The organism is Gilvimarinus sp. DA14, assembly GCF_024204685.1.
GTDB lineage: Bacteria > Pseudomonadota > Gammaproteobacteria > Pseudomonadales > Cellvibrionaceae > Gilvimarinus.
The window spans coordinates 993,466-1,018,524 of the sequence record NZ_CP100350.1 but is presented as its reverse complement, the minus strand read 5'-3'; the positions used below and the strand labels follow the sequence as shown (position 1 = coordinate 1,018,524).

The 25,059-nt window shown below is 52.6% G+C and carries 19 protein-coding genes; 14 read left to right on the top strand and 5 right to left on the bottom strand.

Annotated elements, in window-relative coordinates; translation table 11 throughout:
* Nucleotides 1–68: 68 nt before the first annotated feature.
* From lepA to recO, 6 genes are read left to right on the top strand one after another with little or no spacing between them, the layout of a single operon-like run.
* The gene (lepA, locus tag NHM04_RS04405) at nt 69–1,886 is read left to right on the top strand and encodes a translation elongation factor 4 (protein ID WP_254265832.1); all 1,818 of its coding nucleotides are present in this window, start codon (nt 69–71) and stop codon (nt 1,884–1,886) included.
* A 15-nt stretch (nt 1,887–1,901) separates the two neighbouring features.
* Complete coding sequence (gene lepB / locus NHM04_RS04400; RefSeq protein ID WP_254265831.1) at nt 1,902–2,762, top strand: signal peptidase I; 861 nt, start codon at nt 1,902–1,904, stop codon at nt 2,760–2,762.
* Nucleotides 2,763–2,816: 54 nt separating this feature from the next.
* On the top strand, nt 2,817–3,233 hold the full coding sequence (locus NHM04_RS04395; protein WP_254265830.1) for a DUF4845 domain-containing protein: 417 nt from the start codon (nt 2,817–2,819) through the stop codon (nt 3,231–3,233).
* A complete protein-coding gene (gene rnc / locus NHM04_RS04390; RefSeq protein ID WP_254265829.1) occupies nt 3,230–3,910 on the top strand; it encodes a ribonuclease III in 681 nt (226 codons plus the stop codon). Before NHM04_RS04395 ends, rnc begins: the two co-directional genes overlap by 4 nt.
* Nucleotides 3,911–3,919: 9 nt before the next feature.
* On the top strand, nt 3,920–4,819 hold the full coding sequence (gene era, locus NHM04_RS04385) for a GTPase Era (RefSeq protein ID WP_254265828.1): 900 nt from the start codon (nt 3,920–3,922) through the stop codon (nt 4,817–4,819).
* Between the two features lie 12 nt (nt 4,820–4,831).
* Nucleotides 4,832–5,542 carry a DNA repair protein RecO gene (gene recO / locus NHM04_RS04380; protein ID WP_254265827.1) on the top strand — a complete coding sequence of 237 codons (711 nt, stop codon included), beginning with the start codon at nt 4,832–4,834 and terminating at the stop codon, nt 5,540–5,542.
* On the opposite strand, the gene NHM04_RS04375 is transcribed toward recO, so the two are convergent.
* Entirely contained in the window at nt 5,523–8,291 is a 2,769-nt protein-coding gene (locus tag NHM04_RS04375; RefSeq protein WP_254265826.1) for a response regulator, read from the bottom strand. The genes recO and NHM04_RS04375 overlap by 20 nt on opposite strands.
* Before the next feature lie 260 nt (nt 8,292–8,551).
* On the opposite strand from NHM04_RS04375, the gene cysM reads away from it, so the two are divergent.
* The 4 genes from cysM (at nt 8,552) to NHM04_RS04355 (ending at nt 13,387) form a co-directional block, all read left to right on the top strand.
* Complete coding sequence (gene cysM / locus NHM04_RS04370; protein WP_254265825.1) at nt 8,552–9,457, top strand: cysteine synthase CysM; 906 nt, start codon at nt 8,552–8,554, stop codon at nt 9,455–9,457.
* Nucleotides 9,438–10,787: a 23S rRNA (uracil(1939)-C(5))-methyltransferase RlmD gene (gene rlmD, locus NHM04_RS04365; RefSeq protein WP_254265824.1), complete on the top strand. Its 1,350-nt coding sequence runs from the start codon at nt 9,438–9,440 to the stop codon at nt 10,785–10,787. The genes cysM and rlmD overlap by 20 nt, the downstream gene beginning before the upstream one ends.
* Nucleotides 10,788–10,853: 66 nt before the next feature.
* Nucleotides 10,854–12,473, top strand: a complete 1,620-nt coding sequence (locus NHM04_RS04360; protein ID WP_254265823.1) for an ExeA family protein — start codon at nt 10,854–10,856, stop codon at nt 12,471–12,473.
* Entirely contained in the window at nt 12,473–13,387 is a 915-nt protein-coding gene (locus NHM04_RS04355) for a general secretion pathway protein GspB (RefSeq protein WP_254265822.1), read from the top strand. The genes NHM04_RS04360 and NHM04_RS04355 overlap by 1 nt, the downstream gene beginning before the upstream one ends.
* A 21-nt stretch (nt 13,388–13,408) precedes the next feature.
* Here the strand turns inward: NHM04_RS04355 and NHM04_RS04350 are convergent, their stop codons facing one another.
* Nucleotides 13,409–14,005 (bottom strand): DapH/DapD/GlmU-related protein, encoded by a 597-nt coding sequence (locus tag NHM04_RS04350; RefSeq protein WP_254265821.1) that lies wholly within the window; start codon nt 14,003–14,005, stop codon nt 13,409–13,411.
* 544 nt (nt 14,006–14,549) lie between these two features.
* Here NHM04_RS04350 and NHM04_RS04345 point away from each other — a divergent pair.
* From NHM04_RS04345 to NHM04_RS04335, 3 genes are all read left to right on the top strand, one after another.
* Nucleotides 14,550–15,224, top strand: a complete 675-nt coding sequence (locus NHM04_RS04345) for a TIGR01621 family pseudouridine synthase (protein WP_254265820.1) — start codon at nt 14,550–14,552, stop codon at nt 15,222–15,224.
* Complete coding sequence (locus NHM04_RS04340; protein WP_254265819.1) at nt 15,209–16,681, top strand: alpha/beta fold hydrolase; 1,473 nt, start codon at nt 15,209–15,211, stop codon at nt 16,679–16,681. The genes NHM04_RS04345 and NHM04_RS04340 overlap by 16 nt, the downstream gene beginning before the upstream one ends.
* A 376-nt stretch (nt 16,682–17,057) precedes the next feature.
* On the top strand, nt 17,058–19,985 hold the full coding sequence (locus NHM04_RS04335; RefSeq protein WP_254265818.1) for a TonB-dependent receptor: 2,928 nt from the start codon (nt 17,058–17,060) through the stop codon (nt 19,983–19,985).
* Nucleotides 19,986–20,160: 175 nt separating this feature from the next.
* On the opposite strand, the gene NHM04_RS04330 is transcribed toward NHM04_RS04335, so the two are convergent.
* Nucleotides 20,161–20,937: a FadR/GntR family transcriptional regulator gene (locus tag NHM04_RS04330; protein WP_254265817.1), complete on the bottom strand. Its 777-nt coding sequence runs from the start codon at nt 20,935–20,937 to the stop codon at nt 20,161–20,163.
* A gap of 619 nt (nt 20,938–21,556) precedes the next feature.
* Here NHM04_RS04330 and NHM04_RS04325 point away from each other — a divergent pair.
* Nucleotides 21,557–22,435, top strand: a complete 879-nt coding sequence (locus NHM04_RS04325; RefSeq protein ID WP_254265816.1) for an NAD(P)-dependent oxidoreductase — start codon at nt 21,557–21,559, stop codon at nt 22,433–22,435.
* A 339-nt stretch (nt 22,436–22,774) separates the two neighbouring features.
* Here the strand turns inward: NHM04_RS04325 and NHM04_RS04320 are convergent, their stop codons facing one another.
* A complete protein-coding gene (locus tag NHM04_RS04320; RefSeq protein ID WP_254265815.1) occupies nt 22,775–24,079 on the bottom strand; it encodes an MFS transporter in 1,305 nt (434 codons plus the stop codon).
* Between the two features lie 160 nt (nt 24,080–24,239).
* The gene (locus NHM04_RS04315; protein ID WP_254265814.1) at nt 24,240–25,019 is read right to left on the bottom strand and encodes a FadR/GntR family transcriptional regulator; all 780 of its coding nucleotides are present in this window, start codon (nt 25,017–25,019) and stop codon (nt 24,240–24,242) included.
* Nucleotides 25,020–25,059: the final 40 nt, after the last annotated feature.

The window sequence follows — 25,059 nt, the reverse complement described above, 5'->3', positions numbered from 1 at the left end:
TTTAACACCTGTGCGGCAAGCCACATTTCGCCGCCTGCGCACTGCGCCGGCGCATGAGTTGAGACAGAATGTCAGACAGTATTAATCCCAAAGAAATCAGCCACATACGCAACTTTTCCATCATTGCCCACATCGACCACGGCAAGTCCACCATTGCGGACCGCTTTATCCAGCTGTGCGGTGGTCTTACCGACCGTGAGATGGCGGCGCAGGTGCTCGATTCAATGGATATTGAGCGCGAGCGGGGCATTACCATCAAGGCCCAGAGCGTGACCCTGGACTACAAAGCCCGCGATGGCCAAACCTATCAGCTGAACTTTATTGATACCCCGGGGCATGTGGATTTCTCCTATGAAGTGTCCCGCTCACTGTCGGCCTGTGAAGGTGCTCTTTTGGTCGTGGACGCCGCTCAGGGGGTCGAGGCGCAGTCGGTGGCTAACTGCTATACCGCCATTGAACAGGGACTGGAAGTGATTCCGGTACTGAACAAAATGGATTTGCCCCAGGCCGAGCCGGATCGCGTCGCCCAGGAAATCGAAGACGTGATTGGTATCGACGCCACCGAGGCGGTGCGTTGTAGTGCCAAATCCGGTCTCGGTATTGAAGATGTACTGGAAGAGCTAGTGCGCCTGGTGCCGCCGCCTACCGGTGATCGCGAGGCGCCGCTGCAGGCGCTGATTATCGACTCCTGGTTCGATAATTACCTGGGGGTTGTGTCTCTGGTGCGTGTGACTCAGGGCACCTTGCGGGTGAAAGATAAGATTCTTACCAAATCTATCGGCAAGGCCCATGTGGTCGATAGCGTGGGGGTGTTCAACCCCAAGCTCACCAAACTTAAAGAGCTAAAAGCCGGTGAGGTAGGCTTTATTGTTGCCGGCATTAAGGACATTCAGGGCGCCCCTGTGGGGGATACCATTATCTCCAGCAGCTACCCGGATACCGAAGCGTTGCCCGGTTTCCAGAAAGTTAAGCCGCAGGTATACGCGGGGATGTTTCCGGTCAGCTCGGATGACTTTGAAAACTTCCGCGAAGCGCTGCAAAAGCTCACTTTGAACGATGCCTCGCTGTTTTTCGAGCCCGAAAGTTCTGACGCCTTGGGGTTTGGTTTTCGCTGCGGTTTCCTCGGCATGTTGCATATGGAGATCATCCAGGAGCGGCTCGAGCGCGAGTATGATCTGGATCTGATTACCACCGCGCCGACGGTGGTGTATGAGGTAGTAACCACCAAGGGCGATACCATCTACGTGGATAACCCCTCATCGCTGCCCGATCTCGGTACCATTGATGAAATGCGCGAGCCCATCGTCGAGGCGAATATCCTGGTGCCGCAAGAGCACTTGGGCGCGGTGATTACGCTGTGTGTGGAAAAGCGCGGCGTGCAGCGCGATATGCATTACATGGGTAATCAGGTATCGGTACGTTACGACATGCCCATGAACGAGGTGGTGTTGGATTTCTTCGACCGCCTAAAATCGGTCAGCCGCGGTTTTGCCTCGCTGGACTATAGCTTTGCGCGCTTTGAGGCGGCTAAGCTTGTGCGTTTGGATGTGTTGATTAACGGCGATAAAGTCGATGCCCTGGCTCTCATTGTACACCGCGATCACGCTCAGAGCATTGGTCGTAACCTGACCGAAAAGATGAAAGAATTGATTCCCCGGCAGATGTTCGATGTGGCCATTCAAGCGGCTATTGGCGGCAACGTGGTGGCGCGGACCACGGTGAAAGCGCTGCGTAAAAATGTAACCGCAAAATGTTACGGCGGCGACGCCTCACGTAAGAAAAAGCTGCTGCAAAAGCAAAAAGAAGGTAAAAAGCGGATGAAGCAAGTGGGTAATGTGGAAATTCCCCAGTCTGCCTTCCTCGCTGTGCTCCAGGTAGACAATTAATTACAAGGCAAATACATGGGAAACATAAACCTGCCCCTGATTCTAACCATCGGGGTTTTTTTTACCGGCTTGGTTTGGCTGTTTGATGCATTGGTATTGGCCGGTCCGCGCAAGCAAAAAGTAGCGGCCGCCAAGGCGCAGTTTGATGGCAAAGACCTGGGGGAAGAGGGCAGCGATAGCCGCAAGTTGTATCACCGCGCGGTAGACGAAGCGTCTCGCGAACCTACGCTGGTGGAGTACAGCAAGTCGTTCTTTCCAGTTCTACTGGTGGTGTTTGTGTTGCGTTCCTTTGTCGCCGAGCCTTTTCAAATCCCTTCGGGCTCAATGGAGCCAACTTTGGATATTGGCGATTTTATTCTGGTCAATAAATACACCTATGGCATTCGCCTGCCGGTAATCAATAAAAAAGTTATTCCCATAAATGAGCCCGAGCGCGGCGACGTAATGGTATTTTTTCCACCGCATTTGCCCGATACTTACTACATTAAAAGAGTAATCGGATTGCCTGGCGATACCATTGAATACACCGACCATGAGCTATTTGTTAATGGTGAGCCAGTACCCGAGAAACTGCAGGCTGTATTGCCGCCCCAGCGCCCGCAATTTCGGCTGGTTGAGGAGAGCTTGGGAGAGCACACCTACACCTCGCGCAAGTATCTGCGCCCCGGACAATTCAGCCGCCACGGCTTATGGACTGTACCCGAGGGGCATTATTTCATGATGGGGGATAACCGCGATAACAGCTTCGACAGTCGCGGTTGGGATGATCCTTTTGTGCCGGAAGATCATATCGTTGGTAAAGCTGTAGCGGTATGGATGCACTGGGATTCACTGTTCAGTTTGCCCAGTTTTGACCGTGTTGGTGCCATTGACTAGTGCCAGACAAAAAATCGTAAAAGCGAAACAACACTTAAGCTGAGGATAGCGACTATGCGTACAGGTTCATCGCAACGGGGATTGTCGTCCATAGGTTGGTTATTGGTCATTATGGTGGTGGCGTTTTTTGGCCTGTGTGCGGCCAAGCTGGTACCGGTATATGCCGAAAACTACTACATTGTTAACGGTTTAAAGGCCCTGGCCGACGAAGGTGAAGCTCTCAAGCGCATGAGTAAAGGCGAGATTACCCGCAAGCTGAACAGCTACTTCAGTATCAATAATGTACGCAGCGCTGGCGCTAAAGAGCTTGAGTTTGTACAGAGCAGTAAGGGTATTATTATTGTCAATAAATACGAAACTCGCGTGCCTCTGATATCCAACATCGATGTGGTGCTGAGTTTTCACAATGTACTGGACAGCAGTCTCCCGGACGAATGCTGTGACGCCCCAGAGAAACTTGAAGACCAGTGAGCGATATTTTACTGACACGTCTGCAACAGCGCTTGGGTTATCAGTTTAAAGACATAACCCGGCTACAGCTCGCCCTAAGCCATCGCAGTGTGGGTGCAGCAAACAACGAGCGATTGGAGTTTCTGGGGGACTCGATTGTCAACTTCCTGGTAGGTGAAGCGCTCTTTGAACAATTCCCCAAGGCCCGAGAGGGGCAATTGAGTCGCCTGCGCTCGCAAATGGTCAAAGGCGAAACCCTGGCTGAGCTGGCTCGTGAGTTTGAGTTGGGCGAGTGCCTGAGCTTGGGTGAAGGCGAAATGAAAAGCGGCGGCCACCGACGCGATTCAATTCTGGCCGATGCAGTAGAGGCCATTATTGGTGCTATTTATCTCGATTCAGATATGCCCAGCTGCCGCACGCGGGTACTGCAGTGGTACGACTCACGCTTACAAGCCCTGAGTTTGGAAAACCCGGCCAAAGACGCCAAAACCCGCTTGCAAGAGTATTTGCAATCCAGGCGCGAGCCGCTGCCGGATTACCAGGTGGTGGCCGTGGCTGGCGAGGCACACGCGCAAATGTTCACCGTTGAGTGTCATGTGTCGCTGCTAGATACTCCCGAAAGTGCGCGCGCCAGCAGTCGTCGCGCCGCCGAAAAACAATCCGCCGCGCAAGCGCTGAAGCGCCTTGGGGTCAGTTAGGAAAATACTATGTCTGAACAAACCACCCGCTGTGGCTATGTGGCAATCGTCGGGCGGCCCAACGTGGGCAAGTCGACGCTGTTGAACCATCTGCTGGGGCAGAAGGTGAGTATTACCTCGCGCAAACCGCAAACCACGCGTAATAATGTTACCGGTATTCTTACCGATGGCGCTGATCAAATAGTTTTTGTAGACACTCCCGGGCTACATAAGAATGAGCCGCGTGCAATTAATCGCTACATGAATCGCGCCGCTGGCTCCGCCATGAAAGACGTGGATTTGGTGATCTTTGTGGTGGATCGTTTAACCTTTACCGAAGAAGATGAAATGGTGGCGCAGCGACTCGAGGCTATCCGTTCACCAATTATTCTCGCGGTGAATAAAATCGATAAAATTGACGATAAAAACACTTTGCTGCCCCATTTGCAGAAATTGTCCGAGCGATTAAATGCCGATCAAATCGTACCTATGTCGGCACTGCGCGGCACTAATTTAGATCGCTTGCAGGAGGTTATTCTGGGTTATATCCCCGAGGGGCCGCATTTTTTTGACGAAGATCAGATCACCGATCGCTCCGCCCGGTTTATGGTGGCGGAAATTATTCGTGAAAAAATTACTCGCCAGCTGGGCGACGAGCTACCCCACCAGATGGCGGTAGAAATTGAAGAGTACAAACAGCAGGGGCGCACCCTGCATATTGGCGCCGTTATTCTGGTTGAGCGCGACGGGCAGAAGCGTATTTTAATCGGTAACAAGGGCGACCGGATCAAGCAGATAGGTCAGCAGGCGCGCCTTGATATGGAGAAGTTGTTGGATAGCAAAATTATGCTGCGGCTCTGGGTTAAGGTTAAATCTGGTTGGTCTGACGACGAGCGGGCACTGCGCAGCTTAGGTTACGACGACCTGTAAAGGTTGTAGCTTATGCAGCGGGTCGAGTTGCAACCGGCGTATATTATTCATGCTCGCCCTTACCGCGATACCAGTTTTATAGTCCACTGTTTTACTCCTCAATATGGCATTGTTGCGGCTGTCGTGCGCGGCCAGCGGCAAAAAAAGAAATCCCAGCGCTCCCTGCTCAACCCTTTTATCCCTCTGCTAATCTCTGCGCAAGGCAAGGGCGGTATGCTGTTGATGACTCATTTTGAGGCCCGTGGGCAGCCGCATTTTTTAACCGGTGCTAGTTTATACTCGGGCCTATACCTCAATGAACTGTTGCACCGCTTGCTGCCCGAGGCCGACCCCCACCCGGAAATTTTTACCGCCTATCAAACGGCTATCGAGTCTTTGGTGGCGCAAGAGGCGCTTGAACCGTCATTGCGCCGTTTTGAAATGTCGCTGTTGCTGGCGTTAGGGGTGGGTATCAGTTGGCGCGAAGCCGCCTGGGATGGAGGCCCAATTCAGGCTGATGCATATTATCGGCTGGAAACAGAGCAGGGTTTTGTGCCGGTTGTGGCCGGTGAAAAAACGGCAGGGCTGTTTTACGGTGAGCACATCTTACAGGTGGCAGGGCAGCGCTTCGATTTGGCTACAGCACGTAAAACGGCCAAGCTTGCCAATCGCCAATTGTTACAACCGCTACTGGGCAGCAAACCCTTGCGCTCACGGGAACTCTTTATTCAGCATAAGCGTTAAACAGCTTATCGATATTGGTGTTTTTCTGCCATTTAGTTAACTGGTCAATGGCTGTGTTTAAGCTGCGTATCATCGGCGCCAGGGCATCGGTTTGGCGCGCTTGGAGTGTTTTGTCGATCAAACCCGACAAACCGCGTAAATGTGGCACCCCTGTGTAACAACTGCTGCCATAGAGCTTGTGAATTAAATCCTGCAGCACTGCCCAGTTTTGCGCGCGAAACGCATCGTTGATGGCTTTCTTTTCTTCGTGCAAATTATCAATCAGCATCGAGAGCATGTCTTTTGCCAAATCTGCCTTTTGATTGGCAAGCCCGAGACACTGGCTGATATTGACCGGGCCACTGTTGTCTATCGCTTGAGGAGGCGGAGCCAGACCGATGACTCGTGGTTCTGGAGTGATTCGGTTTTGATTTAGCCCCAGCCATCGGGTGAGCATATGTGCCAGTTGATCTTGCGCAACGGGTTTACGAATACAGTCGTCCATACCCGAAATCAGCAAATCAGTTTTATGCTCAGTCATAGAGTGGGCGGTGAGCGCAATAATAGGGGTGCGTTTGCCGCTTTCTATTTTGCGCATTTCCTGAGTAGTCTGCATACCATCCATGCCCGGCATTTGAATATCCATAAACACCAGGTCAAAAGCGCCGTCGGTGTACATTTGCAGGGCCTGCTCGCCAGACTTAGCCTGGGTTACCCGAACGTTTAAATCTTGCAGAAATTCACTGGCAAGTTGCAGGTTGGCTTCGTTATCGTCCACCAGTAGCACATGATATTGCTCCGGCTGCTCGCCGGTGGCGGGTTCGTCGCCGTTCTCCAAATCCATGTTCATGGCGTGGCCGCAGGCTTGTAGCAAGTGCGCCTGGGTTATGGGTTTGGTGACAAATTCAATCGTGCTGCTACTGGCATGTTGGGCGAACAACATTTTATGCCCGGCGGTGCAGCAGATAATCAGCTTGCAGCCAAATTCGCTTTCCAGTTGCTCGGCCAGATTGTCCAGCAACCCGAGCGGCAGGCGGCGTTCGCCCGGTGATACATCCAGCAAAATCAAGTCGTAACTCTGCCCCGATTGCTGCTCGCCGCGCAGGGTGGTGAAAATGTCGTGAACCGATTGAATCCAGCTGGTTTGCGCGCCCCAGGATTCAGTAAGGCTTGCCAGTTGACGATAGCCGGCTTCAATATCGCTGCTGATTAACAGCCGCTTGTTCTGCAGATAGTGGTACTCAGTGGCCGCAAAATGGGGGTCTACTCCCAGTTCTACGGTAAACCAGAAAGTGGCGCCCTTGTCTGGCGCACTGTCTACACCTACAGAACCATTCATACGGTTTACCAGGCCTTTGCAGATTGCCAGCCCCAGTCCCGTGCCGCCGTATTCTCTGGAAACAGACGTGTCCGCCTGGGTGAAAGCGCTGAACAGTTCGCGCTGTTGCTCCTCGTTCAGGCCAATACCTTCATCGGTTACCGCACCTTTTAGGGTTACTCGGTTTTCTTCAAACCGCTCAAGGCTAAGTTCGATGATAATTGTCCCCTTGTTGCTGAACTTAACCGCATTGCCCAGCAGGTTGGTAATGATCTGCGAGAAGCGCAGTGGGTCACCCATCAATTGCGGCGGAATATTGTTGTCGATAATGGTGAGAATTTGCAGGTTCTTTTCCTGGGCCTCGTAAGCCAGGGTGTCGACGGAGGATTCAACCACTTGCCGTAGCGCCAGGGGAATATAGTCCAGCACAATTTTACCCGATTCGATTTTTGAAAAATCGAGAATGTCATTAATGATCGTCAGCAGGTTTTGCGCGGAGTCATGAATGGTCTGAACGTAGCTGCGTTGTTTGTCGTTCAGCGGGGTTTTCATGGCGAGGTTGGTAAAGCCGATAATCCCGTTGAGCGGGGTGCGGATTTCATGGCTGGTGTTGGCGAGAAATTCGGATTTTATCTGGCTGGCCGCCACAGCTTCTTTACGCGCGATATCCAGCTCGATATTTTGAATCTCAATGGTTTCCAGCGTTTCGCGCAAATCGTCCATGGACTGCTCGATATGTTGCTGCATATCTTGCTGAGCGTGCTCCTGAATACTCGCCATGGTATTGACGTTTTGTGCCAGCTGTTGAAATTCATAGGCGAATTCGCCCTCAATTCGGGTGTCTAGCTGGCCGGCGCTTAGTTTGCCTATGGCGGCATTGATAATATTGGCGGGTCGAACAATGTTGCCATGCAGCTTAACCGCAAAATAACCCGCCAATAACAGGCAGGCGGTGGTCGCTAACACCACAATTAGCAGAGTTTGGTAAATGGTGACCCAGTAAGAGGAAAGCGCCAGCTCAATCTCCAGCTTGCCCACCGGGTCCTCTCCCTGGTCGTTGACGATTGGGTAGGAAAAACGCGCGGTATAGTCCGAGTAGGCAATCTGTGCCAAGTCTTCCCGCGAGGGGGCCTTTTGGGTGATTTCGAGAAACCTGGGACCAAAATGCTGGCTTTGTTGCTGCTCATGATCATCCACATGAATGGCACGAATCATTGGTTCTTCAAGGGTCGACTGTAAAACCTGCTGCAACATTTGCGGATTGTGGTTGCGAATAGCGATGTGAGCCAAATGCGCTGTTTTTTCGGCCAGCAGGCGACCGCGCTGGTCGATAAAGCGGTCCAGCGCACTCATATACAGCAGGGTCAGGGTTGCCGATAGCAACAGCGTGATACTGATGGCAGGAAGTAAGATAAGACGCCAGAGTTCGGATTTTACGCTGTTTGCTTTCATTATTGCTCTTACGGGGTTGTTAGTGGGGTGGGTGGAAAGTTAAGTAACGGTTTGTTTTGTCAAAGTGCCCAGAGCTGGGTTGGAAATGCTCGAAACAGCCCCAGTACTCCAATAGGTTCTGGCCGCCTTGACGTTGCTTCTTTGCCACCTAATTTTCCCCATCACCTATTAGTGCGACATTGATCGCCAATTGATACTTTTTTGACGGCTCCTTAGAATAGTCGGCTTTTGCGCGTCGCTGCAAGTTGTCAGAGGTCCTCATGGATTTTCCTACCATTGAAGCCTGTGTGGGCAATACGCCCCTGGTCAAGGCTCAACGTCTGCTGGATGCCGGCAGTACTAATACCCTGTTATTAAAACTTGAGGGCAACAATCCGGCCGGCTCGGTAAAAGATCGCCCGGCGCTGTCAATGATTAACCGCGCCGAGGCGCGCGGTGATATCAAACCCGGAGATCGTTTGATTGAGGCGACCAGCGGCAATACCGGAATCGCCCTGGCGATGGTGGCGGCCATTAAAGGCTATCCGCTTACCCTGATTATGCCGGATAACAGCACCGCCGAGCGCAAGGCTTCTATGGCCGCTTACGGTGCGCGCCTGATTTTGGTAAGCAAAGAAGAAGGCATGGAAGGGGCTCGCGATCTCGCGCTAAAAATGCAGGCAGAGGGCGAGGGTAAAGTGCTGGATCAGTTTGGTAATCTGGATAATCCAGAAGCTCATTACCGGGGCACCGGCCCCGAAATTTGGCAGCAGAGCCAGGGGCGGGTTACCCATTTTGTCAGCTCCATGGGTACCACCGGCACTATTATGGGTTGCTCGCGCTATTTAAAAGAAAAGAACCCGCGGGTGCAGATTATAGGCCTGCAGCCCGAAGAGGGAGCCAGTATTCCCGGTATCCGCCGCTGGCCGCAGGCGTATCTGCCGGCAATTTACGACGAGTCGCGGGTGGATGAAATTGTCAGTATGTCGCAGGCCAAAGCCGAGCAAACCATGCGTTTGTTGGCCAGGCGCGAGGGTATTTTCTCGGGCGTTTCGTCGGGCGGTGCGGTAGCCGCTGCGCTGGAGTTGGCCGCGCGGGTCGAGAATGCGGTGATTGTGGCGATTGTCTGTGATCGCGGCGATCGCTATTTGTCATCGGGCCTATTTAATGAAACGTCACAAGCCTAACCGCTCGCGGCGCCCTGCACGCGAGTTTGTTGCGCGCGACATTGAGCTAAACCTCACTGCGACCAGCCACGACGGACGTGGTATTGGCCGTGTGGATGGCAAGACCGTTTTTGTCTCTGGAGCCCTTGAGGGCGAACGGGTGCGCGCGCGTCTTACCAGTGATCAGTCCCGTTACAGCGAGGCGCGCTGCCTTGAGGTGCTGCAACCTGCTGCCGAGCGTGTCGAGCCCCGCTGTCGCCACTTTGGTCACTGCGGCGGATGCCAGCTACAGTTTATGGACGCCCGCCATCAGCCCTTAGTCAAACAACAGGGGTTGCTGAACCAGCTGGCGCGCGCCGGGGTGCCGGCACCAGAGCAGATAGCCCAGCCCCTGGTGGCACAGAGCTATGGTTACCGTACTCGCGCCAGACTCGGGGTGACCTTTGATAAGGCCGGACAGGTCAGTCTGGGGTTTCGGCAATGGCGCGATAAGCAATTGGTCAATCTGCGTCAGTGCCCAGTGTTGGCAAACGAGCTTGAAGCGCTGCTCGATCCTCTAAATAAATGGCTACAGCAGTTCCAGTTGTATGCCGTCACCCATATCGATTTAATCGCGACGCAAGCGCGCCCGGCATGTGTTCTGCGCCATACCCAAGCCATACCCGATAACGCGCTGGCGGCGCTTAGGGAGCTGGCGCAGGAGCATCAACTGCAGCTATGGCTACAGGCGCAGAAGGATCCCAGTTTATTAATCGATTTAGACGGCCAGAGTGTTGATCCGCGATTGAGCCTGCCTCTGCCCGAGTACGGACTTGAGCTGGGGTTTCATCCCGCCGATTTCACTCAGGTGAATACGCACATTAATCAGTTAATGTTGCGCCAGGCCATGACTTGGCTAAACGCCGAGCCAGGCACAAAAGTGCTGGACTTATTTTGCGGCATGGGCAACTTTACCCTGCCGATGGCGAGTCTCGGGGTTGAGGTGACGGGCATAGAAGCGGTGGAAACCATGGTACAGCGGGGCCGCGAAAATGCCGAGCGCAATGGTTTGTCACAAGCTCAGTTTCGTGCTTGCGATCTTACTCGCACCTCTCTGTCGGACTTGTTAACAGAGCTAGGCACTGCCGACGCGCTGCTACTGGACCCACCTCGTGCCGGGGCTCAGCAAGTGTGCGAACAGCTGCCAGACAGCGCAATTAAGCGCGTGCTCTATGTGTCCTGTAATCCGGCCACCTTGGCCCGCGACGCGCAAACCTTAACCCAGGGTGGCTATCGCTTAGCGCGCTTGGGTGTTATGGACATGTTCCCGCAGACGGCACATGTCGAATCCATGGCATTGTTTGAACGCTGACATTTCGCACCCTGTGCGCTTACGTGTATGATCGGCCGGGCGCGAGATAAAAAGGAAAAGCGGAGCATGTATCATCAGTATTTTGGGTTAACCGAGCCTGCGTTTTCCATCGCGGTTAATCCGCGCTATCTGTATATGAGCGACCAGCATAAAGAGGCGCTGGCGCATCTGCTCTACGGCGTAGGCGGGGGCGGCTTTGTGCTGCTTACCGGCGAGGTGGGCACGGGTAAAACCACCATCATACGCTCGCTGCTCGAACAACTGCCAGAGAACACCGATATTGCCATGGTGTTCAACCCTATGGCCGCCGTGCCCGAAATGCTGGCAATGATTTGCGACGAGCTGGGAGCGGACTACCCCAAGAATCAGCCCTCGGTAAAAGCGCTTACCGATGCACTGCATCAGTATTTGCTGGACAACCACCGTCGTGGGCACAACACAGTGCTGTTGATTGATGAGGCGCAGCTACTATCCGCCGAGGCGCTGGAGCAAATTCGCCTGCTCACTAACCTTGAAACCAATACTCAGAAACTGCTGCAAATTGTGCTGGTGGGCCAGCCCGAGCTAAATAAACTGCTGGCGCAACCGCGCTTGCGCCAGCTGGCCCAACGGATTACCGCGCGCTTTCATTTACACCCGCTAACCCTACAGGAAACCCAGGCCTATATCGCCCACCGCTTACAGGTGGCGGGTTTGAGCGCCGACCGCAACCCCTTCTCGCCTGCCATGGTACGCAAAATCCATAAATTCAGTGGTGGTATCCCAAGGCGCATTAACATTTTATGCGAGCGGGCCTTAGTGGGTTTGTACGGCCATAACAAAGTGAAAGTGGATAACGCCATTTTACGCTTGGCAAAAAAAGAAGTGACCGGCAGCGTCGAAGGCACCGGGCGCAGCATGAGCCACTGGTACTGGCTGACGGCACTTTTGCTGCTGGTGTTAGTGTTATCGGGATTAGGTTTTTGGTGGTGGCAGGCAAGTGAGCCCGCTAAGGTTGTGCCACAGGTCGCGGTAGAACAGGAAGTGCCTGCGTCATCGGGGAGCACCCAAGCGCCTGCCGCCGCGCCAGAGCCCACGCCTACACAGAGCCCGGACCCAGATTTTATCGTACGCCGTTTGGGCGATGCCCAGGCATTGTTGCTGGCGCGCTTTGGCGGCCTGGGTGTGCAGTCGTGTTGGCAGGGGCAAAGTCAGGGGCTGGAGTGCGAAACCGCACGCTTAATGACTTGGCGTGAATTACAGGAGCTTAACCGACCGGTGGTGCTTACACTTACCACCGAGGAGCGGTTTACCGCCTATGCCGTGCTGGTGGGGCTAACCGAACAGCATGCACAGCTTATCACTGCAGACGGCGAGCGCCGATTTGTGCCGCTCACCAAGCTCGGCCCCATGTGGACCGGCCAGGTGCAGTACGCCTGGCACAGGCCCGAGGGCTACACTGGCGCGCTGACACTGGGCGATCGCAGCGCCGCGGTAGCCTGGCTGGCGCAGCAGTTTGCCCGCATGGATGGCCAGCAGGAGCCCTTGGCGCAGCAAACCTATAATCAGGCCCTGGCTGCGCGGGTTAAGCTGTTTCAGCGAGCCCATGGGCTTAAGGCTGACGGCATAGCCGGGCAGCAGACGGTGCTTACATTAAACCAAGTACTAGGGCTCGACCCGGTGTTAAGCGATGAGGAGCCGCGCTAATGTCTTTACTATTAGATGCACTGCGCAAAGCCGATCGCGAGCGTAATCAACAGCAGGCTCCGGCGGGAATCGGTGCGGGCGACTCGCCCGGCAAGAACCAATCTCCGTTGTTGTGGGCGGTGTTGGCGCTGTTGGCGATGGTGCTGCTGTTGCTGATTGCCCTGGTCATTTGGCTTTGGCCCAGTCAACAAAGCTCTGGCGAATTGCAGCCCGCAGTACGGCCAACCCCTGAACAAAATGCACCGGCGCTGGACTCGGCGCAAAAAGATACGGTTAATGCTAACCAAGAATCTGAAAACAATCAGAGCACTAAGATTTCGGCAAACTCCTCATCTATTTCCAGCGCCGCAACGGTCGAAAGCCCCGACCAGGTTCAACCAGTTACACCTTCCCAGGTGGGTGAGGCTTTTGCGGCAGTTACGGTAACAGAGCCAGCAGCCTCCTTAGCCTCTGACAAAGACAGTACGGCAACAACTGACAAAGACAGTGCAGCAACAAAACAAACGCGCGCCGCTAACAGCGCAACCGCCGGCGCTGAAGATCGCGACGCGGTGGCCCGCCTGTACAGCCAAAATGCGCAACAGCAAAGCGCACCTGTACAACAGCCTGAGGTTCAATCCGAGCCACCTGCGCAAACGGTTAATCCAGACAACCTAGACGGCTACGACAATGTTGGAGGTGTCAGATCTTTACCCTTAGCCATACAAAATGACATTCCCACTTTAATGTACGGCCAGCATAACTACCGCAGAGGCGGTGACAGCAATGTGGTGATTAACGGCCAGACCTTGCGCGAAGGCGAGCGCATTAATGGCAATATAGTGGTTGAAGTGATCGCGGCCGATGGTGTGGTGCTGCGCTACCAGGATCACCATTTTCGCTTGCGGGCGCTGTCGAGCTGGGTGAATATGTAGTGGCGCCGGGCCGGCCGACGCTTAGCGCTTGCCAATGGGCCGGGCCGGGTTACCCGCCACTTTAGTGCTAGCGTTAACGGACTTAGTGACTATGCTACCCATGCCCACCACCGCGCCGTCGCCGATGTTAACGCCGTCGGTCACACCAGAGTGACTACCAAGCCATACATCACGTCCGAGGACAATTCCCTTAGAGGTTACGGGTTGCTCGCTGATTAAACGCTGCGAATCTGTGCCGTGGTTGAATGCGTATAAATGGCAGTAGGGGGCTAAACGGCTGTTGTCACCGATAACAATGCCGGCGCTACCACCGTCCAGGCAGGTGTGGTGATTGATCGAAACACCTGTACCTAAAGTAACCGGGCCGTGAATAAAAGTATCGGCGGCGATATAGGTGTTATCGCCAATAACAATGTCGCGACCTGGCTCGGCAAATATTCGCGCGCTGGGTGCGATAAATACGTTGCTGCCAATATGCACGGTTTCCAGCGCGCACAATTGCTGCTGAATCTGGGCCTGCCAGGGCTCTGCCCAAGCAAGGTGCTTTGGTTTGAGGCTGTAGTACAGCCATGGCATGTAGTTTAAGCGTTGTTTATGTTGCTCGGTGTAGTCGATCATAATGAAGGTGCACAAAAGCATTATTGTAAATGATTGCTTGAGCTTGTGTTCAGAGGTGGCGATGCGACAGCGCACACTTGGAAGGTAAAAGCACACCGCCGGGAATTGGCCCGGGCGGTGAAGGGAGGGTGAGAGAAGGTGCCCGCCGCCGGTAAGCGTTTCAGTTGAACGGAAAGTTCACCGTATCACGCGGAACCAGGGCGTGGTTGAAACATCGGTGGAGCATCGAGTGGACGCTCTCAGGTTGCCTTCGCGCTGCCGACGCTTTCCTTGCGCGCTCACAAACGCTGGCGGCTTTCCCGTGCTTGAGTTCCGGTATTGCCTTGCCAAAATGGCAGCCTCAATCCCTAAGAGGTGGATGACTTTGCATTGCACCCACTGGCCTGCTACCTGCGTTTAAGATTAACTTAAATGGCCATTTTGACGGGGCGCTGCGGCGAACGGACACCCAACTGCAGTTTAGCACTGTGTTACTTTCTGGCTATAGGCTGGTTAGTTTTTCTCCGACTTAACAGCTGTTTTGAAACTAGTTTAAGTAATAAATATGGTCTCAATTGTTCACTTAAGCGACGCCTTTGTGGTGGTGAATAAACCCGCGGGTTGCGATTTTCACGATGACCAGGGGACACCCGGTTTGTTTACACAGGTGCGCCAGCATTTGCGCGAGGAGGAGCTTTACCCGGTACATCGCTTGGATAAAGTCACCTCGGGTCTGGTGGTGATGGCACGCACCGCCGACGCCAATCGCGAGCTGTGTGAGCAGTTTCGTCAGGCGCAAGTGCAAAAGTATTACCTCGCCATCAGTGCTAAAAAGCCGGTGAAAAAGCAGGGTGCCATCGCGGGTGATATGCAACCGGCCAGACGGGGCGCCTGGCGCCTGGCGCGCAGTATGGATAACCCTGCGCGCACGGTGTTTGTGTCCAGCTCCCTGGCTCCTGGATTACGTCTGTTTTTACTCAAGCCTTTTACCGGCAAAACCCACCAGTTGCGGGTGGCGTTAAAAAGTATCGGCGCGCCCATTCTGGGCGATACTCTCTACGCTGGCGAGCCCGCCGACAGAGTCTACTTACATGCATGGCGCCTGGGCTTTCAGCTAGCCGGGCAGGGCTATGTTTTTACCCAAACGCCCGATTTTGGTGAGCACTTTATGCGCCCCGAATTGCCCCAGGCGCTGGCAGCGTGGAGTCCGCCGGAGCAGTTGTCGTGGCCGCGCGTTTAAGTCCGGTTGTAGGGCTACTATTGGTGCTGGGCGTCGCGCTCGTCCTATGGCAGTGGTTAGCGGTTGAGCGCTCAGCGGATTCCGCTGTCGTCACTACTTACGGTTTTAGTGAATATCCCTGTGCAGATGCTCTGCGAATTGATCTGGCGTGGCGCTGCGCCCGCCTGACAACGCCTGAGGGTTTTATCCTAGAAGTGCGCCGTCTCAAGGGTGATGGCTCAGACGGTAAGGCGCCGCTTATTTACCTGCAGGGCGGCCCGGGTGTGGATGCGGGTTTTAGCCCAAAAGAGCTGCAATCCTGGCAAAGCTGGCGGGACTTTGCCGGGCTTGAGCGCGATTTAATCCTGATGCAAAGGCGTGGCACCAGCCCGGACAGTCGGTGGCGCTGCCCTCAATACGAATCTTTGGGGCGCAAGCTTTTGGCACAATCTCTGTCTTTACAGCGGGAGTTTGAGCTTGGTCGGGCGACCCTGTTGCAGTGTCTGGAGACGCTTAATGGCTTTGACCCGCGCCAGTTCGGCACGTGGCACAATCGCGCTGATTTAGCGGCGCTGGTGCGGCTCTGGGATTTTACTGAATTCAATTTGTACGGTGCATCCTATGGCTCGCGCCTTGCCATTGCCGCGGCGGATTTACCCGGGCTTAATACTCTGGTGTTGGATGCAGTTTACCCACCGGGTGTGGGTGGAGTGGCGCAGTGGCCGAGCGTGTTTGGGGACAGCATAAATCGTTTTGCCGCTGCCTGTGCCAGTGACCAGGCGTGCCGAACTGCCTGGCGCCAGTACTACCCACAACAGGTGCTTAACCGCGACAACCTTCTCGCGGCGCTCAGCAATACGCTCGAATATTTAGCGCGCCTACCTGTGCAGGTGGATGTATCTTTAGATGGTTTACCTCAGCGGGTGGCAATTAATGATCAGCGTTTTATCGCCGCTTTTTTTGCCGCCAGTTATCGTCGCGACCGCTGGGCACTGGCAGTTCGTGCAATGGCAGGAGCCCCCCAGCGTGCCCGTAAGGATATGGTGCCTTTGATCGAGCGCTACGCCAATCAGGTGGTGTCTGAAAGTGTTAATTCACTGGTTTTTCTGGCGGTAGACTGTCGGGATAACCCGCTGGGAACCAAGCAGGATTATCAGCAGCAGGTAAAACAACTTGCGGGACTGGGCCGTTATCTTGAGCGCGGCTGGAACGATCAGGTTTGCCATCTTTGGCCAAAAGCGGACCCTCCCGCCGTGCCAAATTTACCCGAAAGGGTAAAGGTGATAATGATTAATGGTGCTTTCGATCCTATTACGCCCAGCCATTGGGCCGAGCAATTGCAATCATCCTGGCAGGGGAGCGAACTCACCGTATTTCCCGCCACCGGGCATGTGGTAATGGGAGAAAACCCCTGCGTGCTGGCTCAGCTTGAAGCTTTGCTCAGCGGGCAACGGCGGCGTTTAGAGAATTGCCGCTAACGCATTTTTAATGCGCCCCTTTCATCCAGCCTTTGATTCCTCCGATCCAAATAAAGCATTAGATTGTTACCAATCGACCTCTATTGGTTGACCAAAAAGTTTTCCGAAAGGTGTGGTTTAAAGCGTGTGAGTCGTAAATAGTATGACAAATTTCGACTTCTGAGCGCTTAATCTGTGTATCCAGAATTACGTTGATAGAATTCGTCATGTTTGTAAGTTACTGATTTTATTTATTAATAAATTAATTAAACTTGTCTTCAGATTGGTATTGGCAATTTGAATTCAAAATGGTTGACAGTAATGCAGAATGTTCGGTAATGTTCTCCGGCGAGTGAGAAATTATTCTGCTAATAAACATAACGATGGAGAATGAGTAGTGAGCAACGATAATAAATTTAATCTGTCCAAAGCCGTTGCCGCCATTAGTGGCGCAATGATGACGGCGTCAACACTGGCGTTTGCCCAAACAGCCATGGCGCAAGAATCTGAAATGCTGGAAGAGGTTGTGGTAACGGGTATTCGTGCATCTCTGGAAAGCGCTATTCAGGAAAAACGCGCTGCCGATAATGTGATGGAAGTTATCCAGTCGGAAGACATTGGTAAGCTCCCAGATCAGAACCTTGCAGAAGTCATGGAAAATATCACCGGTGTGCAAATTACCCGTTCGGCGGGTGTGGGTACCGGTGTGCAAATTCGTGGTACTAATGCCAACCGCACTGAGATCAACGGTGTTTCTACCGTAGGTTCTGGTGCGGGTCGTAGTGGTATCAGCTTCGATGACGTATCTGCAGCCATTATTTCCGAAGTTCAGGTCACTAAAGCCCCGGACGCGAAAACTGTTGAAGGCTCTGTGGGTGGTACCATCAACCTGAAAACTATCCGTCCTCTTAGCTTGAGCGAGCCTCTGATTGCCGTTAGAGCGCAGGGCGAGCAGAGCAGTCTGTCTGATGACGGCGGTTGGAGTCCGCGCTTGTCTGGCTCATTCGGTAATAACTGGGATACCAGTGCTGGTGAGTTTGGTGTGGTTCTGAGTGCCAGCTATTCTGAGCAGGATGTATCAGCCTTCCGCCCTCGTGCCGACCGCGATAACCTGGACACGCTGCCCGACGGCACTAACTATTTGCCGATTCAGTTCTTCGTACAGGATTACGACAACTTCCAGTATGAAACTACGAACTTAGTGGGTACCTTCGAGTGGGCGCCAAGCGATGCTTTCACCTTCTATTTCGATGCGGTGATGAACGAGCAAGAGCGTTACCAGGAAAGTACCCGTGTACAGGCCTCTGGGGTTAGTACTCTGATTGGCACCTCTATCCCCGATTCCTACGAAACCGTTGACTTCGGTTCTGTTGATGGTGAGAACGGCACGCAAAATTTGGGCTCTATTCAGGCTGCTCTGACTGGCGTGATTGATGCGCAAAACGATGATCGTTACGATCCGAACCTGCGTTTATCTTCTGATACCGGTTCGCGCGATACTTCAAGTGATATTTTCAGCTTGGGTACGGATTTTAACCTGGGTAAATTCTCGGGTAAGGTTGAGATTGCGCGCTCTACAAACGACACCATCAATCCGGATTTCAGCACCACTCTGAACTTCATTAACCCCAACACCGCAACGGGTACTGCCAACGATAACGGCACTCCAATTGAATATGATCTGTCTGGTGGCTCACTGGCCTTTGGTATCGCCGATGTTGCCAATGCTCCAACCACCGAGCAATTACTGGATCCGGCCAACTACGTGCTGCGCGATCTCAACCAGTCGCACGATGTGGTAGAAAACACTGAAGATGCGTTCCGTATCGACGTAAGCTACGACTTGGATGCTTCTATTTTCACCACCTTGGACTTTGGTTACCGCTTTAACAGCTCGCAAAGCGTAAACAACGACAGTGCTAACAATACTGGTTTGCGCGACATGGCTGAATCACCTCGCGGTAATCTTTACGCCGATGTTCTGACCGCTGGTCCGGACAACTTCAACGACGCAGACGGTCGTGATTTGTATGTTGGAGACTTCCTGGTAATTAACCCGGCGCTGTCGAACTCCGATCCAAGTGGAGTTCTGGACTCTATTAACTCGGCTATGAACGCTATTGGTCAGCCGCCGATCGACGAGCCGACGTCAACCACTAACTCGTTCTTCGATATTACCGAAGAAACCAACGCGCTTTATGCGCAGGCCAATTTCCAGGCTGGTATTTTCCGCGGTAATTTCGGTTTGCGTTACCTGGAAACCGAAGTAAGCTCTGTTGGGAACCGCACAACCGACGGTGAAGTAGTACAAACCGAGACAACCGGTAGCTACGACTTCCTTTTGCCGCGAATCAACATTGTGGCCGATGTCACCGACGAAATCATGCTGCGTGCCGCCTGGTCGCAAGACATTCGTCGTCCGGACTTTGACGCTCTGTCTACGTCATTCTCATTCGATACCAGCCCCAACCCGGCTGCCGCTATTGGTAACCCTGGTCTGGAGCCTGAAGAAGTAGAGTCCTGGGAGATCTCTGCCGAGTGGTACTTTGCGCCTTCGAGCATGGTGAGCGCGGGCTTTTTCCATAAAACCCGTACTGGTTTGTTCGTTGGCCAGCAGGAAGATCCGGCCATTGACCCAGATACCGGCTTCCGGGATATGACCGCTCCTTGTGAGGGTGGTGGTATCTTCAACCCAATTGCCGACCCGAACGTATTTGGCCCTCCAGGTTCGCCTCCGGGCGTGTGTGTGCCAACATCGGTTACAGTTAACGGTGATGGCGAAACCACGCAAAAAGGTATCGAGCTGGCTTTCCAGTACGATCTGTCGGGCTTTGAAGACACTCTGGGCTGGGCATCGGGTTTCGGTATCGTAACCAACTACACCTGGCAAGAATTTGAAGGTGGCGATTCTTACTACAACGCTACCAGCCGCGCCAGCACTGTTTTCTCGGCTTTGGGTAACGAAGATGTAACCATGCGTGCTCAGTTGTTGGATAACTCTGAAAACGCTTACAACTTTACCGTGTACTACGAGAAGTACGGTTTGTCTGCTCGTGCTCGCTACACCTGGCGTGATGCCTTCCGTTCGGAAGACTTTGGCAGCACCTCAAGTTATCCCTGGGGCTTCCCCGTGGTACAAGAGGCTCGCGGCCAGTTGAATGCCAGCGTTAACTACGATGTCACCGATCAGTTCGCGGTAGGCATCGAAGGGGTTAACCTGACCGAGTCTGACATCGAGCAATCTTGTGTTAACGAAGGCGCGCTGCTGTGCTTCCAAGGCTTGACCGATCGTCGTATCACCTTAGGTGCTAGCTACAAGTTCTAAGTGCGATTAGAGCTGAGCTTAGGCCGGGATTTATTCCCGGCCTTTTTTATGCCCGCTAAAAAATGATGAGAGCTTTATTGTCGCACGCCAATGAAATGTTGGTGTTCAGATAGAAGGCTAGCTTGGGTATTTTAAGCAGTCCGGCAGCCTAAGCTGCCGGGCTGGTAGAGGAGGGTTATTCGGCTGCGTATTGAATGCGGTTAAGCGAAAACCTCTCCCGGCGGGCGTGTAGTTGTCGTTGAATCTCTTCGACCGCGCGTTGCTCGGTGGTGGCGTGAAGCGCCTCCAGTGAGCGGGAGAAATGATTGCGCATGGCGACGCGTGCCCCATGGGCATCTCGGGCTTTCAGGGCGTCCAAAATTGCCTGATGCTCAGCGATACGGCGGGCGCCATCGGTTTTGCAGACGGATTGGTGCGCCATCTTAATATCCGGCAAATTCTCTTGAATATCCCATAAGTGGCGAATAATGTTGATTAAAGGACGGTTTTGCGTTGAATCAGCAATGACTGCATGAAACTTTCGATCTGCCACTTCCGATGTGAGGTCGCCGTTTTCGTTTTCTTGGATCATCTCATCCAGCGCCGCTTGCAGCTCTTCGAACTGCTCTTCGTTTAATGTCGATGCGGCCAGAGCTGCCGCCTCCGATTCCACCAGCACACGGGCTTCGGTAATCTCGAAAGGGCTGTAATCGCGGGGGTTGTCACTGTTAGTTTTAAAAGCCTTAAGAGCGTAGACACCGGAGCCCGTTTGAACCTCTACTCGCCCCATGACCTCTAGGGCGATGATCGCTTCACGAATTGTCGGGCGGCTCACTCCATAGCGCTCTGAAAGTTCACGCTCGGGGGGGAGGCGAGCACCCGCTGGAAACTCACCCGAATCAAGGGCTGCAAGCATTTTCTGCGCAACCTTGCGATAGGTGCGCTTGTTGCCATTGCCACCGGTTTTAGTCATGAAGTATCTCCAACCAAATCTACAGATGCTTTTTATTGCTGTGTAACCGATATTAACACGATTTTCATAAATTGGTAATACAGGTTGGTTAACGCCGGTAGGCAGAGTTGAAGTGGTCTGAAAGCCTCTGGTTTTCAGTTTGGTAGACAAGGGTTGTAGCTCGTGAGGAGATAAAATTATTTTCTCCTAACTCCTTCTATACCCTTTAAATAAGGGCCAATAGGGTGGGTCGCGCGCGGTTTTTTGATGCGTATTCAGTTTGTAAGAAACATGTGCGAGATGCACCATCTGGCGCTAAACAGACAGGTGTTCGGTAATAATAATTGGTTGACACAATTGTAGTACAGGTGGTAGCCTAAGCCCAGCTGTTTTGGTGCAAGTTTGCCTGTTTTCAGCGACTGCGTAACGTGTAATAGATTCGAATAATAAAAAATTGAAAGTATCAGTTTTTATATTTTTCTAGGTCTATTTCTTATTGTGACAATCGATTGATTTCAGAGCTTTGTTCGGTTGGGCCTGTGACCGGTTTCATCGAATCTTAAACGGGTGCTGAAGGCTATTGATCGATAAGTCAAAGCCGCAACCGAGATTGATACTGTATTTTTAGGAGTTAATTATTATGGCAAACCCTGTTATTGGATTTATTGGGCTGGGCCTTATGGGTGGCAACATGGTCGAGAACCTGCAAAAGAAAGGTCACGAGCCCATAGTGATGGATTTGAATCAGGAGGCCGTTGATGCCGTCGTGGCTCGCGGTGCAAAGCAGGCAAAAACTGCAAAAGAGCTGGCTGAAGCCAGTGATATTATTATGCTATGCCTTACCACTTCTAATGTTGTGGAAAAGCTGGTCTATGGCGATGACGGTATTCTTGCCGGCATCAAAGAAGGTGCTGTACTTATTGATTTTGGCACTTCAATTCCCGCCTCTACCCGCAAAATCGGTGCTGATCTTGCCAAAAAAGGTGCCGGTATGGTCGATGCTCCATTGGGCCGTACCCCCGCACACGCTAAAGATGGCTTGCTGAATATTATGGCTGCTGGTGATAAAGAAACCTTCGAGAAGGTTAAGCCGATTCTCGAGCAGCAAGGCGAAAATATTTTTTACTTAGGTGAGTTGGGTGCGGGTCATACCACTAAATTAGTTAATAACTTTATGGGTATGACCACCGTTTGCGCCATGTCGCAGGCTTTTGCGGTAGCCGACCGTGCCGGGGTGGATCGCCAACAGCTGTATGACATTATGTCTACTGGTCCTTCGGCTTCACCATTTATGAACTTCTGTAAAAATTATGCGGTGGACGGCGTGAGCGATCTGGGCTTTTCAATCGCTAATGCCAATAAAGACCTGGGTTACTTTCTGGAAATGGTGAAAGATCTGGGCACTCAGGCGCCGATCGCAGAGGGTACCTCGGCCGGCTTGCAAGCGGCTTTTGATGCAGGCATGGGTAATGGCAATGTTCCGGAAATCTTCGATTATTATCTCAAGCTAGAGAAGTAAGTCGAGTAAAAATAAAAGCCGCGCTTTGGTTGATCGCCAGGCGCGGTTTTTTTGTGTCTGAATTTTGCCGATGCTGAAAGCGGGGCTGCTCAGGTGAAGTTGGGACTCATGCTGTTGAGCGGTATAACTAAAGTAAAGAGAGTGGGGGACTTTAGTGGGGTGTTGCTCTCGTGTTTGAGCTTGCTTGGTGAAAAACTCTCTGAGTGTAGAGGTGGTGTATGCAATAAGCATCGTCAGATCAGGCTTGAGTTTTGTATTGGCGTGTGCGGTTATCCGATATAAAAAACCCGGGGTTTAACCCGGGTTTTTAATGCCTAAATTTGAAGGGAAAACTTAGGTTTACTTCTTGGCCTTCAATGGCTCAACCGTCGGAATAAGAATCCAGATGGCGGCCAGTGCAATCAGAGCCAGTGAGGCACCAATAACGAATGCCGGGGTGTAGTTTCCGCCCTGTGTCAACCAAGGTACAAATATAGTCAATCCCCAGGCTGAGAATTTAGCAGCCATACCGGCAAAGCCTGACAGGGAGCCAACAGATTTCTGGCTCAGCATGTCGGCAGGCAAAGTTTGTACGCTGCTGATGGTGGTTTGGAAACCGAACAGGATAACGCCCATTAACAGTACTGCAGTAACCGGGCCGCCGGGGTTGGCCATAGCCAGAAGGCAGGGCAGCATTAGCAGGCAGCCTAAGGTGATAACGAATTTCCGGGTCTTGTTGATGGTCCAGCCGGCGTTAATTCGGTTTTGCGATAATAGTCCGCCGAACCAGGCGCCGAACATTGCGCCCACGTAGGGAACCCAGCCGTATAGCGCAATACCTTTAACGTCCATGTTATACACTTCGGCAAGGTAAGTCGGAATCCAGAAAACAAATAGCCACCAGATTGGGTCGATAGCTGCGGAAGCGATAATTACCCCCCAGCTTTGTTTGCGCGAGAGCATTTCCTTGGTGTCCGGAGCGTATTCGGTTTCGACGTTATTGTCGTCGGTTGCGGGCGTTGTTTTTTGTCCGGTAAGAATGTACTCGCGTTCTTCTTCGGTAATCCATGGGTGAGTTTTGGGAGGCGACTTAACCAATACTAACCAGGGAACCAGCCACAGCAAACCGATTAAACCCACAATAACGAAAATAGCCTGCCAGCTGAAATGCACAGCCAAATAAGCAATAATTGGTATGGAAACTAAACCGCCTATTGCGGCGCCTGAGTTGAATATACCTTGCGCTAAGGCACGCTCTTTAGACGGAAACCACTCTGCATTACCTTTTGCAGCCCCTGGCCAGTTACCGGCTTCTGCCACACCGAGAAGGCTGCGAAAAATACTCAGAGAGATAACGCCTTGCCCAAATGCGTGAAGCGCTGTGGCAATGGACCATACGCCAATGGAGACAGCAAATCCAATACGAGTGCCAATCCAGTCGAAAATTTTGCCAAAGATTGCCTGGCCTAATGCGTAGGCAAGAATAAAAAAGCCTGAAATAGTGCCGTAAATAGCTTTGCGGCCGTCGGCGTCCAGCTCTGGGTAAAGGTCTTCGCCCATGCTGGTGGCCCAGAGCACATTCATGGTTTGGCGGTCGATGTAATTAATAATGGTTGCTAGAGCGATTAGGGCAATCACCCACCATCGTAAATTTTTTACTTTCATTATTTTACTCCCTAAGAAGGTGTTTTATATGGTGTGAATTTCTGGCCTGTTGGTCTGCATTACCTTTGGCTTTGCCGATAATGGCGTTGATTTATTTGAATGGCTTTAAGCTGTGAGTCTCCTTCCATCTTATTTACCTCTTGTTAGGGGTTGCAATGATTTAATTCTTACTAGAGTACTGGATGCGATTGAGAGAAAACCTTTCTCTGCGGGCGTTCAGTTGTCTTTGTATTTCTTCTACGGCGTTTTTTTCAGTGGTGGCGTGCAGGGCATCTAGAGAGCGGCAGAAGTGGTTCCGCATTGATACTCTCGCTGCATGAGCATCTCTGGCCTTAAGGGTGTTGAGTATTTGACGGTGTTCTTCAATTCGCTTTTGGCCATCGGTTTTGCATACGGACTGATGGGCCGTCTTGATTTCCGGCAAGTTTGCTTGAATGTCCCATAGATGCTCAATGATGCTCATTAGAGGGCGGTTGCGTGTGGACTGAGCAATGATTGTATGAAACTTTTTATCAGCGACCTCGGAGGTGAGGTCGCCGCTCTTGTTCTCCAGAATCATCTCTTCCAGCGCTTCGGCCAGTTCTTGCAGGTCCTCTTCGCTCATTGTGGATGCGGCCAGGGCGGCGGTTTCTGACTCAATCAGAACTCGGGCTTCGGTTATTTCAAAGGGACTGTACTCGCGAGGGTTGTCGCTTTTTGCCTTGAAGGACTTAACGGCGTAGACCCCTGAACCTGTCCGCACTTCAACTCGTCCCATTACCTCCAGGGCGATGATGGCCTCCCTAACAGTAGGGCGGCTAACGCCATATCTTTCTGAGAGCTCTCTTTCTGGCGGCAGTCGAGCGCCAGCAGGAAATTCTCCTGAATCTAAGGCTTTCAGCATTTTTTCTGCCACTTTGCGGTAGGTTCTTTGGGTTTTGGTGCCGCTTGGCTTATTCATTAGTCTGTGGTCCACGAATTTTTATCAAGACGTCTAAAGA